General features: G+C 65.8%; 14 protein-coding genes. 9 read left to right on the top strand and 5 right to left on the bottom strand.

Annotated features, from left to right (window positions below; genetic code table 11):
* Positions 1-26 precede the first annotated feature (26 nt).
* The 6 genes from K0B96_RS11535 (at position 27) to K0B96_RS17700 (ending at position 3,629) form a co-directional block, all read left to right on the top strand.
* The gene (locus tag K0B96_RS11535; protein WP_220161047.1) at positions 27-236 is read left to right on the top strand and encodes a type II toxin-antitoxin system HicB family antitoxin; all 210 of its coding nucleotides are present in this window, start codon (positions 27-29) and stop codon (positions 234-236) included.
* Positions 229-435 (top strand): type II toxin-antitoxin system HicA family toxin, encoded by a 207-nt coding sequence (locus K0B96_RS11530; RefSeq protein ID WP_220161046.1) that lies wholly within the window; start codon positions 229-231, stop codon positions 433-435. Before K0B96_RS11535 ends, K0B96_RS11530 begins: the two co-directional genes overlap by 8 nt.
* Positions 436-1,002: 567 nt before the next feature.
* Entirely contained in the window at positions 1,003-1,809 is an 807-nt protein-coding gene (locus tag K0B96_RS11525) for a CPBP family intramembrane glutamic endopeptidase (RefSeq protein WP_220161045.1), read from the top strand.
* A 1-nt stretch (position 1,810) separates the two neighbouring features.
* Positions 1,811-2,755, top strand: a complete 945-nt coding sequence (gene thiL / locus K0B96_RS11520; RefSeq protein WP_220161044.1) for a thiamine-phosphate kinase — start codon at positions 1,811-1,813, stop codon at positions 2,753-2,755.
* Positions 2,752-3,192, top strand: coding sequence for a tRNA (adenosine(37)-N6)-threonylcarbamoyltransferase complex ATPase subunit type 1 TsaE (gene tsaE / locus K0B96_RS11515; protein WP_220161043.1), 441 nt, complete (start codon positions 2,752-2,754; stop codon positions 3,190-3,192). Before thiL ends, tsaE begins: the two co-directional genes overlap by 4 nt.
* A 41-nt stretch (positions 3,193-3,233) precedes the next feature.
* A complete protein-coding gene (locus tag K0B96_RS17700; protein ID WP_425602945.1) occupies positions 3,234-3,629 on the top strand; it encodes a DUF2934 domain-containing protein in 396 nt (131 codons plus the stop codon).
* A gap of 125 nt (positions 3,630-3,754) precedes the next feature.
* Here K0B96_RS17700 and K0B96_RS11505 read toward each other — a convergent pair whose 3' ends face one another.
* From K0B96_RS11505 to K0B96_RS11490, 4 genes are all read right to left on the bottom strand, one after another.
* On the bottom strand, positions 3,755-4,213 hold the full coding sequence (locus tag K0B96_RS11505) for a YiiD C-terminal domain-containing protein (RefSeq protein ID WP_220161041.1): 459 nt from the start codon (positions 4,211-4,213) through the stop codon (positions 3,755-3,757).
* 8 nt (positions 4,214-4,221) lie between these two features.
* Entirely contained in the window at positions 4,222-6,177 is a 1,956-nt protein-coding gene (locus K0B96_RS11500) for a hypothetical protein (protein WP_220161040.1), read from the bottom strand.
* Positions 6,178-6,302: 125 nt separating this feature from the next.
* Positions 6,303-9,371 (bottom strand): immunoglobulin domain-containing protein, encoded by a 3,069-nt coding sequence (locus K0B96_RS11495; protein WP_220161039.1) that lies wholly within the window; start codon positions 9,369-9,371, stop codon positions 6,303-6,305.
* Positions 9,372-9,420: 49 nt separating this feature from the next.
* Positions 9,421-13,635 (bottom strand): S8 family serine peptidase, encoded by a 4,215-nt coding sequence (locus K0B96_RS11490; RefSeq protein WP_220161038.1) that lies wholly within the window; start codon positions 13,633-13,635, stop codon positions 9,421-9,423.
* 203 nt (positions 13,636-13,838) lie between these two features.
* Here K0B96_RS11490 and K0B96_RS11485 point away from each other — a divergent pair, with 203 nt between their 5' ends.
* Both K0B96_RS11485 and K0B96_RS11480 read left to right on the top strand, forming a co-directional pair.
* Positions 13,839-14,228 carry a DUF2934 domain-containing protein gene (locus K0B96_RS11485; protein ID WP_220161037.1) on the top strand — a complete coding sequence of 130 codons (390 nt, stop codon included), beginning with the start codon at positions 13,839-13,841 and terminating at the stop codon, positions 14,226-14,228.
* A 207-nt stretch (positions 14,229-14,435) separates the two neighbouring features.
* Positions 14,436-15,218 (top strand): TIGR00282 family metallophosphoesterase, encoded by a 783-nt coding sequence (locus K0B96_RS11480; protein ID WP_220161036.1) that lies wholly within the window; start codon positions 14,436-14,438, stop codon positions 15,216-15,218.
* Between the two features lie 115 nt (positions 15,219-15,333).
* On the opposite strand, the gene K0B96_RS11475 is transcribed toward K0B96_RS11480, so the two are convergent.
* Complete coding sequence (locus K0B96_RS11475) at positions 15,334-16,311, bottom strand: acetyl-CoA carboxylase carboxyltransferase subunit alpha (RefSeq protein WP_220161035.1); 978 nt, start codon at positions 16,309-16,311, stop codon at positions 15,334-15,336.
* Positions 16,312-16,410: 99 nt separating this feature from the next.
* Here K0B96_RS11475 and can point away from each other — a divergent pair, with 99 nt between their 5' ends.
* Positions 16,411-17,055 (top strand): carbonate dehydratase, encoded by a 645-nt coding sequence (gene can, locus K0B96_RS11470; protein ID WP_220161034.1) that lies wholly within the window; start codon positions 16,411-16,413, stop codon positions 17,053-17,055.
* Positions 17,056-17,101 lie beyond the last annotated feature (46 nt).

Genomic DNA, 17,101 nt, shown 5'->3' with positions numbered 1-17,101 from the left:
TGAACGGTTCGAGCTACGTTCAAGCCATGCGTACCATCAAGTTTTGCATCTACAAGGAGCCGCCGTACTACGTGGCACAGTGCCTCAACGTCGACGTGTCGAGCTTCGGCGAGACGGTGGAGGAGGCGATTGCGAGCCTGAAGGAGGCGGTGGAACTCTACTTCGAGAACAGCCCGGCGGCGGAATACCAGCAGATCGACGAGGTGCTCGTCGGTGAAGGCGTCGTGCATGGCTAGCCTGCTCAGCTCCGCGCAAGTCGTCGAAATCCTGCTCGCGCATGGCTTCGCGTTCGTGTCGCAGAAAGGCAGTCACATCAAATACCGCGACGCGGCCGGGCACACGGTGATCGTGCCGGCCGGACGGCGCGAGCTCCCGCGCGGCACGCTCGCTTCGATCATCCGCCAGAGCGGCCTGCCGCGGGAGCTGTTCAACTGAGCGAAAACGCCGTTGCGCGGTCGTGCCGGCATCGGCAGCGTCAGCGGCCATGCTGCCGCGCATGCCGCTCCACGCCGAACTGCCTCGACGGAGCCAAAGCCAAAAACCGCACGTCTTGAATCTTGACTCGACGGGATGGCCAATAGTCGGGAATGGAAATGGGGTCAATTTTTGTGGTTTGTGGGGAGATATTGTCATGCGCGGCGAGTGATCGACTCGGGCCTTTTGATCCGGCACCTCGACGTGGAACGGCTTCACCGGCGCCAAAAAGGCTCGTTCGCCCGGCGATCCAGCCCCGCGTTCGCTCTGCCTTCGACTGTCCTCGCCCTCGGTCGGCGAAAGAGCCGTGACTTGCACATGCCGGGTTCATGGTTTCATGGGCGCATGGGATCCTGCCGTTCGCGACGGGAGGGAGAGGGTTGGCGGCGTCAGGGCGCCGGAAAACCCGCCGGCGACGGCGGGTTCGACCTGGTGTTTCACCGACGGCAGACTTTTTGGGGCGGACATCTTCGAGTGCGAGCCTCCGCCATTGCGCCCGCGCGAGATTTGCTTCGCACTTCGCCCCGCATGTTTTCGTCCTCCGCCCGCCTTGCCGTCTTCGCCTTGGAAGGAATCTTTTTCCTGGCCGGCGTCGTCCTGCTGTGGTGGCAGGGGCTGAGTGCGGCGGGTCGGGCGGCGCCGCGACCGCTGGGGGCGTGGCGGATTTCCAAAGTGGATTTTCTACTTTTCGCGTGGCTCGCGATCACCGCGGCGCTGGTCGCGCAACTGGCCGCGGGTGCGCTGGTCACGCATGCCGCGCTGACGGACACGCAAAAAATGCTGATCGCCGGCGGCGCATTACATTTCGGTTTGATCGGGGGATTGGTTCTTTTCCGTCTTCGGCTTGATCGCGATGCGGCGCGATGGCGGCTGGATGCCGCGGCGTGGCGGGCGGGAGCGACGACGTTTCTGATCGTGCTGCCGGTCGTGGCGGTGGTGTCTTTGCTCTGGCAGAATCTGTTGCTGGCGCTGGGCGTGCCGATCGAGGAGCAGGACATCGTCGATATGTTTGCGCATGCGGATTCGCCGGGGCTTTTGATCGCGATGACGTTGCTGGCGACCGTGGTGGCGCCGGTGGGTGAGGAGCTGTTGTTTCGGGCGGGACTGTTTCGTTATCTGCGCACGCGGGTGCCTCGCTGGGGGGCGTTGCTGCTGCCGGCGGTGCTGTTTGGCGCGCTGCATGTGAACCTCGCGACGTTCATGCCGCTGGTCGCGCTGGGCGTCGTGTTTTCGCTCGCGTATGAGCGCACGGACAATGCGGCGGTGACGATGATCGCGCACGGGTTGTTCAATCTCAACACGGTGCTGCTCGTGCTGGCGGGCGTGAGCAAGTGACATGGATCCGTTTGCGGCACGACCGGACGACGCGGTGGGCGGACTGGGCGAGGAGCGGTTGATTACAGCGATCCGGCGCTGGCTCGGGACGGCCTCGCCACGCGCACCGTTTGGCATCGGCGACGACTGCGCGGTGCTGCCGGCCGTGGCGGGCCGGCAGTTGATCACGGTGGACCCGGTGATTTACGGGCGGCATTTTGACGCCACGATCGCGCCGCGGTCAGTCGGAGCGAAATTGTTGAAACGGAATCTAAGCGATCTGGCGGCGATGGGCGGGCGGCCGACGGCGGCGGTGCTGGCGTTGACGCTCGATGCGAAGGTGAGCGTGTGGTGGCTGGAAGGGTTTTATCGCGGACTGGCGGCGTGCGCGCGGCGGTATCGGGTGCCGGTCGTGGGCGGCGACGTGGCGCAGGCGAATGGCGTGCTGGCGGCGAGTCTCACGTTGCTGGGGACGGCGGCGGCGGGGCGGACGGCGCGGGTGATCTCGCGCCGCGGCGCAGCGATCGGCGACTGGATTTATGTGACCGGCACGATCGGTGGCAGCGTGGCGAGCGGGCATCACTGGCGGTTTACGCCGCGGTTGGAGGAAGGCGCCTGGCTGGCGCGACGCGCGGACGTGCGGGCGATGATGGATGTGAGCGATGGGCTGGCGAAGGACCTGCATGCGTTGACGCCGCGGGGTGCGGAACCGGCGTTGCAGGCGGCGGCGCTGCCGCGGCGGGCGGGTGCGTCGGTCGCGGCGGCGTTGAGCGAAGGGGAGGATTATGAACTCGCCCTGGCGGTGGCGCGAACGGCGGACCGAGCGGGTTTGGAAAAGGCGTGGCGCCGGCAATTCCGCACGCGGTTGACGTGCATCGGGCGTTTCGTGACGGTCGGCCAACGACCTGCGGACGCGGTGGATCTGGCGGCGTTTCGGGGTTACGAGCACCTGGCCGGAGGCGTATGAGCGACGTGGTGGCAGAACTTCGGCGCGGGGTCGCGACGGCGTCGGCGGAGGAAACGCAGGCGGTGGCGCGCCGAGTGGCGGAGGTGCTCCCGCCCGATGTCGTGCTGGCGTTGCACGGCGATCTGGGCGTGGGGAAGACGACCTTCGTGCAGGGGCTGGCGCGCGCGCTCGGCGTGACGCACGCAGTGACGAGCCCGACGTTTACGATTTTCAACCTGTATCATGGTCGGGAACGCACGTTGGTGCATCTCGATGCGTATCGGTTAAACGGCGCGGCGGAGATGGAGGCGTTGATGCTGGAGGATTTTTTGCGGTCGCCTTGGTGCCTGGCGGTCGAGTGGCCGGAAAATGTCGCCGACTGGCTGCCGGCGACCGCCTGGCATCTGGACTTGGGCATCGCCGGGGACGAGCGGCATACGTTGCGCCTGCGTCACTAAACGCGCCGCCCGCGACGGTGGGGCGACGGGTTGAACGCAGCATGGCGGTTTCTCGCAGGCAAGGGCACAGGAAATTACCGAGTGCAGCGCAAGGTCCGAAGCGGCATAATAGCCCCGCTATGAGAAACAAAAAGACTCGCACGACGACACGACTTTTTACTCCTGCGGCGACGACACCGCGTCTTCCGACGCACGATGAGGTTGCGGCACGCGCTCACTCGATCTGGGTGGAGCAGGGTTGCCCACATGGGCGCCATGTCGAACACTGGACGGAAGCGGAGCGGCAACTGCGCGAACCGTTGGCTCAGGATGACCTGAGTAAACAGGACGTCATGGGTGACTCTCGCGACGCTGACGGCATCATGACGAACCGCGTGGGGGAACGTTTGGACGACACGTTGGCACCGGAACGCCGCGCCAGCGCGACGTCTCTTTAAGATTGGGCGCGGGTGGTTTGGCGGGGGCGGCCCGCGCGAGCCGGAGGTAACTGCAGTGCCGAGAACATCGGCCTGAAGGGATTGCGTCTGCGCGCGGCTGCCTGTGACGTGGAGGAGTTCCGGCGTCAGCCGGCGAGAGCGGCATAGTCGCCGTGAAAGCGGGCGACAACCGTGGAGCCGCAACGCAAGGTGACGACCAGTGGCATGCGCGCCTTGCCGAGCCGTCGGAACGTGCGCGCAAAACGTGCGCGTTCCTCGTCGCTCACGGCGGCGCAGTGGGCGGTGACATCGCCCGCCGCCGGCGCCACGTAGTCGATGGTGTTGTGGCGAATGACGATTTCGGCGTTCACGGCGCTGGCTTCGAGAGCGAGGTGAAAAGCGCCCCAACCGGCGAGCAGCGCGAGCGCGGAGATGCTGCCGCCAAACATCGTGTGGCGATGATTGACGTTGGGCGAAAGGGGCGCGGTGAGTTCCACCACGCCTTGTTCACAATGCGTCACCCGCACCTGCATCGCCGCCGAAAGCGGAATGGAGCGATGCAGATACGCTTGGAGCCGCCCGGCTGGGCTAACGGCCGCAGGCATTGCGGCGTTTACTCAGCTGCGGCGCGCGGTGGCTCGCTCGGCCTTTCCGCCGGTGCCGAAGTGTTCTCGGCCGCGGCGGGCGTGATCTCAGCAGCGGGCGAAGCGGGTTGTTCGGCGGCGGGAGAAGGAGTGGGCTCCGCGGGTGCGTCCGCAATGGGCGCAGCTTCGACCGCGGGCGCATTGGTGGAGGAATCAGTGGACGGCGCTGGCGACTCCGCCGTTGGGGCGGCGGCTGGGGCGGGTGCCGCTTCGACCGGAGCCTCCGGAAAGTTTTCGGGATCGTGATCGTCGCCCTCGATTTCCTTCTTTCGCGCCTCGACCATCGGTGGCGCGGCGAAGAGGCGACCGTCAATGAATTCGGTGACGTAACCTTCGGTGACGAGCCAGCGGAGGTCGCCGTTCAGGCGGGCGATCTTTTCACGCTGTTCGACAGTGAGTTCGGGGGCGGCCGGCGGGGGCGTCGCTTCTGCGGCCGGAGCCACGGCGGGCGCTTCCGGGGAAGCGTTCGGAGCGGCGGTTTCTGCCGCGGCGGGAGATTCCGTCGGGGCGGCGGCTGCGGCGGGCTTGGGAGCCGACGGCAGTTTAAGGCCGAGGAATTTCACCGGCAATTCGCTGGCGCGGACCATCGGGTGTGCTTCCACGAACGCGATCAGCGCTCCGAGTGAATCGGAGAACGTCTGGTCGGGCGTGCGGAATTTGCGTTTTACGGCGCAGACGTAAGAAATGCCTTTGGAGCCCTTCTTGAAGATGGTGAACCCTTCACGACGGAGGCGGCCGCGGAGTGCATTGGCCGTATCGAGCGGGAAGCGGCGCTGGCGTTCGATGGCGCCTTCGACGGCGCTGCGGATTTCGCCGGGCGGGAGCGTTTCGACGATTTTACCGTGGAAACGCGCTTGGTCGGTGGCGCGGACCACTTTGTCGCGCGCGTTGGTAAGAAGGTAATAGCGGGCTTCTTCGAGCGAATCGAAGGCGGGCGCCGACTCGCCCTCAGCGGGAGGGGTGAGCTTCCACGTGTAGCGCGTGGTCTTCTTCATGCCCTCGAGCCATTGCTGGATGAGCTCGGGTTCGCGGACGCTTTCGATGCGGGAGCGAAACGCTTCGGGCGACATCCGGCTGATGTTCGTCGCGAAGTGTTGCTGCACGATCTGGTTGTAACGGTGGTAGTTCGGCGGACCGAGCAAAGCGCCGGTGACGCCGCAGCGGTTGACGACTTGAAAGTTGCCCTTCGGCGGATCGACTTCGACCTCGGCGGTATCGAAGAACTGGTCGCGGTGCGTGGCGAGGACGTGCGCGATGGCGGCTTCTTCGGATTCGAAGGGCAGGCCGTCCGGCACGGATACGTAGATCGGGTGGCCTTTGGGCGCGGCGCCCTCGGCGGCGGGCGAGTCGCTGGCGCGGGCGTCCGGATTGGGCTTGCGTGCGAGGACGACGATGAAGCGATCGGCTTTGCCGATCACGGTCTTCGCGATTTCAAACAGCTCAATGGTGCGGCAGGAGCTGCGAATGGTCTTGGCCAGGTTGGCGAAGCTCGTGTCTTCCGGATAAAAGACGGCGGAGAAAAACGGGCTCTCGTAGGGGCCGCGTTGAAATTGGTCACCACGGCCGGGGCCGCCGAAATCGCGGCGCGGGCCGCCGCGGAACTCGCCGCCTTCACGGCGGGGACGACGATCACCGCCACCGGGGGCGCCGCGAAACTCACGGCCATCGCGGGCCGGCGCATTGGCGGGAGCGGGGCCGGCATCGGCGCCGGGGGCGGGGCGACGGAAGGCCCGACGATCGCGGCGGTCGGGGCCGGCGCGGTCTCCTCGATCTTCTCGGCCGGGACGATCGCCAGAACGCCGGTCGGAGCCGGCACCGGATTTATCCTGCGTCCACTGAGTGCCAAAGCTGAAGCCTTGGAGCTGAGTCAGATCAATCTTGTTGAAATCCGCCGGCGGATTTTGCTGGGGAGCTTGGTCGTCCATGGAGTGGCAAAAGCAGGCCCGAGGCCTGCGGGTTGTAGTCAGCGAGGAGCTTCCGACGGCAGTATCGGCGAAGCAAGCGATTTGTCGGAGGCGGCCGGCACATGTTCCCCGACAGGTCGGGCGAGTCAGGGAATCGCGTAGATCTCGACCAGCGCTTCGCCCGTGCCGTTATCGACGCCGGAGACTTGGACGGTGTAGGATTTACCGGCGGCGAGAGTGACGATGAGGGCGGCATCCTTGCTGTTGTCTTGGAACGGGAACGCCCCGAGTTGGGTGAATGTGGCGCTCAGGGTGGCCGACCAGTCGTCGTTTTGGGCGATGAGGTTGGCACCGTCGAACACGGCGACTTTGGGATCGGCGAGGGTGGCGGGGACGCCGAAGCCGGCCAGGGTCGGACCCACTGCCCGGATGAGGAGCGACTTCGAGCCGGTGCCGTTAAGGACGAAACCGGCGATTAAAATATCAGCGCCGGTGCCGACGTGGAATCGGGCGGAGAGGTTGACGAGCTTCGTGCCGTCGTTGATGCCCGCGTCGTAAGCCTCCACGAGAATCGCGCCGTCACCGATGCCGGTCACCTGCGCGGTGTGAGGTCCGGCGAGCGGGGCCAGCAGGGCGGCGTCCTTGCTGTCGGGAGGGAAAGAAAACGCACCGAGTGCGGCGAAGGTGCCACTAAGGGAGCTGGCCCAGTCGTCGTTGGCCGCGACCACCGTGCTTTGGCTGTTGTAGATGGTGAGTCGCGGGTCGGCGACGCCGGTGAGTCCGAATTGATTGAGGGCGGGGCCGGCCGCGCGGACGAGGATGGGTTTGCTACCGCCGTCGACGACAAAACCGACGATGAGGGTCTGGCCTTCCACCATCGCCGCGCGAACGGAGAGATTGGAGAGATAGCTCTGATCGCCGGTCGGGGCGGCGGGATTGACGGTGACGATGGCCTCGGCGCTCGGCACCGTGCCGACGCTGTTGGTGACGTTGAGTCGATAGGTGCCGGAGTTGGCGGCGGTCGTGTTGGCGAGAGTAAGCGAGTCGGTGGTGGCGCCGGGGAGGTCGACGCCGTCTTTCTGCCATTGATACGTCAGCGGGGTGGTGCCGGAGGCGGAGCCGGTGAGGGTGATCGTGTCACCCACCGTAATGGTGGCGCTTTGCGGCTGCGTGCTGAAGGAAGGCGGGGTGCCGTTGACTCCGACAACGGCCGGAGAACTCGTGACGCTGCCGCCGCCGTTGGTGACGGTGACGGTGTAACTGCCGGAGTCGCCGACGGTGACGTTGGAAAGGGTGAGGCTGGCCGAGGTGGCCGCGGTGAGGGCGACGTTGTCCTTCTGCCACTGATAGGTGAACGGCGCGCTGCCCGTGACGCCGACTGTCAAGGTGACGGTGCCGCCTTCGTTGACGGTGGCTCCGACCGGTGGGGTGACGATGCTGGCGGGCGTGCCGGCAAAAGGCGTGGCGGTGATGAGCAGAGGAGCGCTGACGGGGAGGTGACGGGTCACGTTTTCCGGCGTCAGGGCGAGGAGATAGGAACCGGCGGAGGGAGCGGTGTAATTAAATGAAACCACGTTGCCCATGCTGGACTGCGTGCTGCCGAGCAATTCTTCGGTGTGCGAAAAGGCGATGGCGTCGATGAACCAGCCGATCGCCTGCGGGAAGCCCGTGCTGGGATAATAGCTACCGGTGGAATCGAAGCGGAAACGGAAGAGGCAGATGTGATCGGCGTAGGCGCTGAGATCCACGGTGCGGGTGGTGAAGCTGGTTTCGCCGGGCTGGTCCGGCCCTGCCTGCGAGTAGATGTCGGTCCACGTCGTGCCCTCGTCGGTGGAGATCTGCACTTTGGCGATTTCCTCAGCCGTCGCGATGCAAAGGCGGGAAGAGAACGTGAGCTGGGCGCCCGCGCGAACGAAGAGCGACCGGTTCAAGGTCATCACCTGATCGTCGCCGGAGGGGTGCTTGAGATTGAACGCGGCGTTGCCTTGGGATTTCACGGATGTCTGCACCGGATTGTAGCCAGAAACGTCGACGGTGAAGTGGTCGGCGTTTTCTGCATTCTCGGTGACGGGCGTGAGGTCGCGCAGGTAGCTGGTCAGCAGGTAACCGGTGGCGCCGGGAGCCGGCATGATGCTGAACGCGGTCGGCGTGCCGACGTAAATGGTGGCGGGCCCGCTCAAGATCGCGGGGGAAAACGTGGGCGTAAAATCCAGTTTCACGTTTTCGCCGCTGGCGCTGGTGACGGTGGCGGTTTGGGAAAGGCCGGGGCCGGTGAACGTGACGGTGTAGGTGCCGGCGCCGGGCAGAGGCACGGTGAACGCACCCGACGGCGCGGTCACGGCGGAGTAGCTCGCGCCCTCAACGGTGACCGTCACCTGGCCAAGGCCCTCGCCGATGGAATAAAAGTGGTCGCCCGACAAATCGAAGTAAGCGACGCCGGTGAGAAGCGGGCCGAGGGCGGCGCGAGTGCCGAACTCCTGTGAAACAAGCTGGGGACCGACGGTGGTCGGGTTGCCGTCGAGGTTGTTGCCGGTTTTTGTGCCGATGACGACGCCAACGCCAATTTCACGCACGTTGGAATTGTGGATATTGGCCCGGTGACCGCGGGTGGGTTGCATGCCGTCACTCGCGGTGCCCCAATCGACCTCGAAGCCTGCGTGGCCGTGGAACGGTGAATCGGCGAACGAGTAAACGTTCTCCGCAATCACCTGATAATTGTAGCCGGCCGCCAGCGCGCGGGACGTGATCGTGGAGGCGTTCGGGGGAGCTTCGGGGCCTTCGTGGCCCTGATAAGTATAGTCGAACATGTCCTGCGTGTGACCGCGGGCGTCGTTGGTGAGCAGGGCGTTGAACGCGACCGGCGGCAGGGGCGTGAGGGCCTGGAACTCGCTCTCCATTTTGGCGAGGTCGACGTGAAAATAATTGTAGGCGGACACCACTTGGGGATCGGTGGTATTGCGAAGCAGGGTGCCCTCGGCCGCGGGAAACATGCGGGCCCGGTTCACGTATTCGACGTAGAGCGTCTCTTCATCGGTCGGCGGGCCAGAGGTGCCATCGATCGAATAGATCGCGGGCTCGGCCGCGGCGGGCATCGGGTGCGCGGCAGCGGCGCGGGACTGAGCGGGAGCAGCCGGCGGCGGGGCCGAAGGAAAATCCCGCGCCAGAACGGCAAACGGAAGGAGGAACGCGGCGCCAAAAAGACGGGCGGAAAACATGTGCGGGCAACGTGAGGATTATTTGCCCGGCGGCAATGCGGCACTGCGTTTATTGCACGTCGTAGATTTCGACGAGGGCGACGCCCGTCGTGCCTCCCACGCCAGAAACCTGCGCAGTATAAACGCCGGCGGGCAAGGTGACGAGCAGCGCGGAATCCTTGCCGCCCTGACCAAGCGTAAACGCGCCAACGGCTTCCGCGGCGGCACTCAGGGCAGGAGCGCCGCCCCAGTCGTCGTTTTCGGCGACGAGCGCGCCATCCTTGAAGAGTTGCAGCACCGGATCGGCGAGGACGCCGGACACGCCGTAGTCGAGCAAGCGCGGGCCGACGCCACGGATGAGCACGCGTTTGGCGCCCGCGCCGTGGACGACAAAGCCGGCGATGAGAATGCCATTGCCGGTGCCGACCTGCGTGCGCGCGGAGATGTTAGTGAGGCGGGGCGCGCTGGCCGGGTCGAGGTGCGCATCGTAAACTTCAGCCAGGGCGATGCCGACGCCGCCCGTGATTTGCACGGTGTAGGGTTTCGCGTCGAGGGTGGTGAGGAGGGCGGCATCGGCGCTGGCGTCGGGGAGGGTGAACGCACCCAGCTCGGTGAACGCCTGCTTCAATGCCGTGGTGCCGCCCCAGTTGTCGTTGGAGGCCACGAGCGTGCTGCTGTCGTAAACGGCGAGTTGTGGGTCGGGCAGGACGCCGGTCACGCCGTAATCGGCGAGCGTGGGGCCGATGGCGCGGAGGAGCAGCGGCTTGCTGGCGCCGGCGATCACAAAGCCAACGATGAAGGTCTGGCTTCCACTTCCGGCGGTGGTGCGGACAGAGAGATTGCTCAGCTGCGAGAGGCCGGCGGCGTAAACACTGAGCGTGGCGGCTGCGCTGGTGACGGAGCCTTGGGCATTGGTCACCGTGACGGAATACGCGCCGGTGTCAGCGGCGGCGGCGGCATCGAAATGGAGCGTGGCGGCGGTGGCGCCGGGGATCGGCGCGCCGTTTTTCCGCCATTGATAACTGAAGGGGGCCGTGCCGCTGGGCGTGAAGGTGAAGTCGACGGGGTCGCCGACCAAGGCGTTGAGCGAGGCAGGTGGGACGACGATTGCGAGGGGTTCGACGATGGCGCGGCCGGTGCGGCGGGCGTTGGCGCGATACATGGGCCAGGGCCCGGTCGCGGGACCGGCGTTGAGATCGAAGGCGTAGAGTTTACGGTCGTTGCTGCCGACGTAGAGCGCGTGGCCGGCGATGGCGGGAGAGGACCGAATCCAGTCGCCCGTCGGATACGTGCGGTGGAGGGAGCCGTCGGGGTTGATGGCGTAGAGGAGGCCGTCGTAACAACCGATATAAACGACGCCGTTGGCATCGACCGCGGGCGAGGAAGCGCGCACTTCGCCGCCGAGGAGAAACTTCCAACGCAGCGCGCCGTTGGCGGTGTTGAACGCGTAGAGGTAATGGTCGTAGGCGGCGAGGTAGAGCGTGGCGCCGTCGGCGCTGAGCGCGGGCGAGGAGGTGGAGTTGTCGCCGAGGCTGGCGCTCCAACGCAGTGCGCCGGCGGGCGTGAGCGAGCGGACGGTGTTCGGCGCGCCGCCGAAGGTGGCGAAGTAGATATTACCGGAGGAATCGAGCGCGGCGGTGGTGTAGATGGCGGTGTTGGCGTCGGAGAGCGTGTATTTCCACTGCTGCGTGCCGGTGGAATTGACGGCGTAAAACGTGGCGTTGTCGGCGCCGAGGTAAATGGTGCCGTCGGGCGCGACGATGGGCGACGCGTAGGATTCGCCGGGGATCGGGAAGGTCCATTTTTGCGTGCCGGCGTTGGTAAAGGCGACGAGTTGGCCGTCGTTGGAACGAAGGTAGATGCTGCCGTCGGGGGCGAGCGCGGGGCTGTTGGCGACGGTGCCGCCGGAGGCGACTTGCTGGGTCCATTTCTGGGCGCCGGTCGCACCGTCGATCGCGTAGAGCGAGCCGCTGAACGAACCGACGTAAACGGTGCCATCGTCGCCGATGGCGGGTGAACACGTGTCGATGAGGCCACCGGTGTTGAAGGGCGCCCACTTTTGCGAGCCATCGGCGTTGTAGGCGTAGAGGTAGCCGTCGACGCTGCCGACGTAGACGCTGCCATCGGGTGCGACGGCGGGGGAGCTGGTGAGGTTGTTGCCCGTGGTGGCCTGCCAGAGCGAATCCACGAGCGTGAGGGTGAACTGGCCGACGACATCGGCGGCTTTGGAATCGACGGCGATTCGGTAGGTGACGCCGGCGACGGCGTTGAGCGTGCAGAGGCTGGCAGGCTGGCCGTTCGTGTCATCGCTCGCGGCGACGAGGGTGAGGGCGGTGAGGGAGGAGCCGGTGTAAATCGCGAGGAGCGGATCGAGGTCGGTGGAATACGCGGCGACTTGGACGCGGGCGGTGGCGGGTGCGGTCCATTGATACCAGAGGGAGTGGCCGCCGGCCTGGCTGAGGATCTGGGGCTCGCCGACCTCGCGGGTGCAATTGGCATTGGTGGCGGTGACGCGCACGCTGGCGCCGTTGAGCACGAGGGGCGAGGCGAAGGCGTCGTTGCCGGGGACGGTGCCGAGGCTGAGCTGAGCGAAACCGGTGGCGCCGTTTTTGCCGGCGACGGCGATTTCGTAGGTGGTGCCGGCCTGCACGACGAGGTCGAGGCGGCTGGTGAGCGTGCCGCTGTCGTTGTCGTTGCTGGCGAGTGGGAGGAGCGCGCCGAGGTTCGTGCCGGTGTAAACGGCGAGCACGGTGTCGAAGGTACTGCCGGCGGTGCTGAGGCGGACGAGGCCACCGGTGGTGGGCGTCCATTCATACCAGAGCGAAGCGCTGCCGTTGCCGGCGTGGGCGGGCTCACCGGATTCGGTGGTGGCGCCGACAGTCGAGCCGCGGGCGGCGATGTTATCGCCGGAGAGGCGGGCGCGGCTGGCGAAGTCGTCGTTGAAAGGGCGATTGGCGGTGGTGACGAGCGCGGCGGCGAGGTTGAGGCGGCCGCCGGTGAGGGTCTTGCCCGTGAAGCGGGCGACGGGTTCGACGCCGCGCAGCAGGCGGTTGATGAGCTGGTGGTAGTTGTCGGAGGGGAATTTCGCCTTGAGCAAGGCGAGGGCGCCACTGACGTGCGGGGCGGCCATGGACGTGCCGGAGAGGATTTGGTAGGCGGCGGTGCCGGAATCGGCGGCGTTGCTGAGCGAGAGGATGGCTTCGCCGGGCGCGAAGAGTTCGACGGCGCCGGGGCCGTAATTGCTGAAGGTGCTGACGTCGTCGAGCTTCGTGGAGCTGCCCACGGCGATGATGTTATCCAACGGAAAACTCGCGGGGTAGTGGCGCGTGAGGTCCATGTTGGAGGCGTCGTTGCCGGCAGCGGCGACGAAGATGATGCCGGCGTCGCGGGCGCGGGCGATGGCGTCGAGTTCGGATTGAGAGAAGGAGGTGGTGGTGTCTTCGCCGAAGCTGGCGTTGATGATCTGTGCGCCGTGGGCGATGGCGTAATCGATGCACGAAATCTCATCGGAGACGTAGCCTTGGCCGGTGGAATCCATGAACTTCAGCGCCATGATCCGGACGTTCCAGGCGACGCCGGCGATGCCGTTGGCATTGTTGGCGACGGCGCCGATGATACCGGCGACGTGGGAACCGTGGCCGCTGGTGCTGTCGTCGTTGGGATTGCCGGATTTCACGCCGCGAATGTAGCGCGCGCCGTGATAATCGCCGAACGTGGGGCTGGGGTTGTTCCAGAGGTTGGCCGCGATGTCGGAGTGGGTGAGGCGCACGCCGGTGTCGATGACGGCGACGATGACGTTGGGCGCGTCGTGGATGAGGTCCCATGCGGCAACGGCATCGATGTCGGCTCCCACGGTGCCGCCGCCGGCGCCGGTGTTGCGGAGGCTCCACTGTTGCGCGAAAGAGGTGTCGTTGGGTGTGGCGGTGGCGATGCGAATGCGGTCGGGCTCGACGTAATCGTAGAGGCCGGTGGCGCGGAGGCGGGCGATGGCGGCGGCGGTGGTCTCGCCGGAGGTGTTTTGGAGGAGGCGAAGACCGCCGAAGCGATCAAAGATGCGCGCGGCGCGGCGGCCGGCGCGGGTTTCAGAATCGGTGGCGAGCGCGCGCAATCCAGCGCGGGGGCGGGCGAGCACGAAGCCGTCGCGGTAGCCTTGGCGAAGTTCGCGGGCGGAGACCGGCGGCTCGCTGGGCGAGGGCGACGAGTTGGCGCGCAGCAAGGAGGGCAGGAGGAGCGTGAAAGCTACGGCGCAGAACCAAACACGGACGCGGGGAACGAGGGGCGACACGAGCGAAAGGGAGTGAGGACGACGGCCGAGAAAAATGTTCCCGCGAATCGGGCGCAAGCTTGGGGTCTAGGGCTTCGCTCGACGAAGTGCCTATGCGATTCGCCGAGCCTTACATGGGGTTGAGACCTGCTAGGCGGGAACAGGGGACGCCGTTATGCTCGGCGTGCTCCAAGTCTTCCACCCAACCCCTTGTCTTTCATTTTATGAAATCGCCGAATCACGAAGAAATCGCCCAGCGGGCTTATCAATTGTGGCAGCAAGCCGGAGAGCCGGCGGATCAAGAGGTGGAAATCTGGCTGGAGGCGGAGCGGCAAGTGGGCGCCAAAAACCGGCAGAGTCGCTCGGCCAAAGCGGAGCGCAATGGCACGGGGAACGCCGGTCACGAAGCCGCGCACGAAGAGAAGGCGTCCGGTAGCGAGAACGAGAGCGAGGCTGGTTCGCCCAACGCGCCGGTGATGCCCGACAAGGCGGAGATTCAAGCTGACCTGCAAAAACAGGCGGCACGCGCGCCGCAGGTGCCCCATCACACGGCGCCAAAGAGCAAACCCGCGGAAACCGGCAAACCGCTCTGGAAGAAACCGCACTCGTCCTGATGGGGCGGCGCGGCCGATCGGCCGGCGCTGAGGCCGGCGTTTTCCAGCGCAGTCGACTCGCATCATCCCGCGGGCTGACGGGCGGCGGGAGAAACGGGGCGCTGGGTCGTGGTGACGCAGCGGAGTAAGAGGCTTTGAGGCGCGAGTGTCGTCGGCGCGCGCAAGCTCCTGCCTTGCACTGGCGCCCGGGGGTGCGACGCTGGGAGGATGATCAAGGTTCTTTTTATCGGGGATATCGTGGGGCGGCCCGGCCGCGAGATCGTGGCCGAGCGGGTGCCGAAGCTGCGCGAGGAATTGAAATTGGATTTCGTCATCGCGAATGGCGAAAATTCCGCGGCGGGCTCGGGCATCACCAGCGCGATTGCGCGGTCACTCCTCGGCGTGGGGGTCGACGCGATCACTCTCGGCGATCACGTGTGGGACCAGCGCGGTTGGGAAAAGGAAATCACGCAGGTCGATCGCGTCTGCCGCCCCGCGAATTTGCCGGCGTCGTGTCCCGGGTGGGATCATCTCATCATCGAGTCGCGCGGATTTCGGTTGGGCGTGTTCACCGTGCTCGGACGCGATTTCATGGGGCTCAAGGCGGACAATCCGTTTCTTTGTGCGGATCGGATGATTGCGCAATTGCGTGGGCAATGTGAGGCGATCCTCGTGGAGGTGCACGCGGAGGCGACGTCGGAAAAACAGGCGTTGGGTTGGTATCTGGATGGGCGCGTGGCGGCGGTGTTGGGCACGCACACGCATGTGCCGACGGCGGATGCGACGCTGTTGCCCAAGGGCACGGTTTTTATGTGCGACGTGGGCATGACGGGGCCTTACGCGAGCGTGATCGGGCGCGAGGTGCAACCGGTCGTGGCACGCTTTCTCGATGGCATGCCGCGGCGGTTTGAGATCGCGGAGGGCGACGTGCGGCTGTCGGGGGCGCTGTTGGAGATCGATACGGCGGACCGTTGCGCCACGAAGTGTGAATTGCTGACGGTGCGGCGCTGAGGATGCGCACGGAGGAAAATTCGCCGCGCGGCATTGACGGCGCACGCAGGCGCGGCCGACCGCGCGGACGCAACGGCCGGGAGCGCGAAGGGCTCCGGCCGGGGCGTTGCGCCGCTCAGGCTTTCGCAGCGATTTCCTCGAAGACGCCGAGTTTGCGGTAACGCTGGTAGCGTTTCTCGACGAGGTCGTCGGGCGAGAGTTTACGCAGCGCGGCGAGGTGGCGGGAAAGCGAATGTTTGAGCGTCGCGGCGGCGGCTTCGTAGTCGTTATGCGCGCCGCCAAAAGGCTCCGCCAGGACGTCGTCGACGACGCCGAGTTCGCGGAGGGTGTTGGCGTTGAGCTTGAGTGCTTCGGCGGCTTTCGGGGCGGCCGCGCGATCTTTCCAGAGAATGGCCGCGCAGCCTTCGGGGGATATGACCGAGTAGTAGCTGTTTTCGAAGATGAGAACGCGGTCCGTGACGCCGATGCCGAGCGCGCCGCCGGAGCCGCCTTCGCCGACCACGATTGCGATGGAGGGGACGCGCAGGAGGGCCATTTCGCGGAGATTGACGGCGATCGCTTCCGACACGTGGCGCTCTTCGGAACCGACGCCGGGAAACGCGCCGGGCGTGTCGATGAACGTGATGACGGGCAGGCCGAAGCGTTCGGCGAGTTTCATCAGGCGGAGGGCTTTCCGGTAGCCTTCGGGGTGGGGCATGCCGAAGTTGCGAATGATGTTTTCCTTGGTGTCGCGTCCCTTCTGTTGCGCGATGATCATGACGGATTCGCCTTCGAAAAACGCGGTGCCGCCGATGAGGGCGCGATCGTCGTTAAACTGGCGGTCGCCGTGCAGTTCCTGGAAGTTCTGGCAGCAGAGGCGGACGTAATCGAGGGAGTAGGGGCGTTGCGGATGGCGGGCGATGAGGACGCGCTGCCAAGGGGTGAGGCGCGTGTAAACCTCGTGCCGCAACTGCTCGAGTTTCTTCTCCATGACGCCGATGTCGGCGCTGAGATCGATGTCGTTTTCGAGGGCCTGCTGATGGAGGGTCTCCACCTGTTTTTCCAGTTCGCGAAGGGGCCGCTCGAACTCGAGCACGTGGGCTGGTTTATCCATGACGGGAGGTTAGGTGGGCGCGCCAAACGGTGTCAACGGGTGCGAAGGCGGTCGCGAATCCGGAGTGGACAACCGAAACGTGAGTGAAACGCTGGAGGGATGGACAAGCTCAGCCAATTGTTTGCACAAAACGCCGCGTGGGCGGACAAGATTCGCGGAGAGGATCCGGAGTTCTTCCAGAAGCTCTCGCGGCAGCAGTCGCCCGCTTATTTGTGGATCGGTTGCTCGGACAGCCGGGTGCCGGCGAACCAGATCGTGGGGTTGCTGCCGGGGGAATTATTCGTGCATCGCAACATCGCGAATGTGGTGGTGCACACCGATCTGAACTGCCTCTCGGTGCTGCAGTTTTCGGTCGATGTGTTGAAGGTGAAACACGTGATGGTCGTCGGCCATTATGGCTGCAGCGGCGTCGATGCGGCGCTGCGTTGCCGGCGGATCGGGCTGGCGGATTACTGGCTGGGACACGTGCAGGATGTGTGCAGCCGCCACCGCGGTTTGCTCGATGCCGTGCTGGAGCCGCGGGCGCAGGCGGACCGGTTGTGCGAGCTCAACGTGATTGAGCAGGTCGCCAATGTCGCGCACACCACGATCGTGCGCGATGCGTGGGATCGCGGACAGGAATTGACGGTGCACGGCTGGGTCTACGGGCTCCAGGACGGGCTGTTGCACGACCTGCGCGTCACGGCGTCGAGCGCGGAAGAAGCGGCGGCCAAGCACGCGAGCGCGATCGCGGCGCTCAGCTGACGGGCGACGCCAACGTTGCAGCGGGGAGCGGCGGGCGGAGGCGCCT

The organism is Horticoccus luteus, assembly GCF_019464535.1.
GTDB classification, from domain to species: domain Bacteria; phylum Verrucomicrobiota; class Verrucomicrobiia; order Opitutales; family Opitutaceae; genus Horticoccus; species Horticoccus luteus.
The sequence above is the reverse complement of the archived record's forward strand: the minus strand, read 5'-3'. Positions and strand labels throughout refer to the sequence as shown.

Excerpts from the sequence above, each read along its gene's own strand:
- K0B96_RS11535 (WP_220161047.1), top strand. The coding sequence starts at position 27 with ATGCGTACCATCAAGTTTTGCATCTACAAGGAGCCGCCGTACTACGTG.
- K0B96_RS11530 (WP_220161046.1), top strand. The coding sequence starts at position 229 with ATGGCTAGCCTGCTCAGCTCCGCGCAAGTCGTCGAAATCCTGCTCGCG.
- K0B96_RS11525 (WP_220161045.1), top strand. The coding sequence starts at position 1,003 with ATGTTTTCGTCCTCCGCCCGCCTTGCCGTCTTCGCCTTGGAAGGAATC.
- thiL (WP_220161044.1), top strand. The coding sequence starts at position 1,811 with ATGGATCCGTTTGCGGCACGACCGGACGACGCGGTGGGCGGACTGGGC.
- tsaE (WP_220161043.1), top strand. The coding sequence starts at position 2,752 with ATGAGCGACGTGGTGGCAGAACTTCGGCGCGGGGTCGCGACGGCGTCG.
- K0B96_RS17700 (WP_425602945.1), top strand. The coding sequence starts at position 3,234 with ATGGCGGTTTCTCGCAGGCAAGGGCACAGGAAATTACCGAGTGCAGCG.
- K0B96_RS11505 (WP_220161041.1), bottom strand. The coding sequence starts at position 4,213 with ATGCCTGCGGCCGTTAGCCCAGCCGGGCGGCTCCAAGCGTATCTGCAT.
- K0B96_RS11500 (WP_220161040.1), bottom strand. The coding sequence starts at position 6,177 with ATGGACGACCAAGCTCCCCAGCAAAATCCGCCGGCGGATTTCAACAAG.
- K0B96_RS11495 (WP_220161039.1), bottom strand. The coding sequence starts at position 9,371 with ATGTTTTCCGCCCGTCTTTTTGGCGCCGCGTTCCTCCTTCCGTTTGCC.
- K0B96_RS11485 (WP_220161037.1), top strand. The coding sequence starts at position 13,839 with ATGAAATCGCCGAATCACGAAGAAATCGCCCAGCGGGCTTATCAATTG.
- K0B96_RS11480 (WP_220161036.1), top strand. The coding sequence starts at position 14,436 with ATGATCAAGGTTCTTTTTATCGGGGATATCGTGGGGCGGCCCGGCCGC.
- K0B96_RS11475 (WP_220161035.1), bottom strand. The coding sequence starts at position 16,311 with ATGGATAAACCAGCCCACGTGCTCGAGTTCGAGCGGCCCCTTCGCGAA.
- can (WP_220161034.1), top strand. The coding sequence starts at position 16,411 with ATGGACAAGCTCAGCCAATTGTTTGCACAAAACGCCGCGTGGGCGGAC.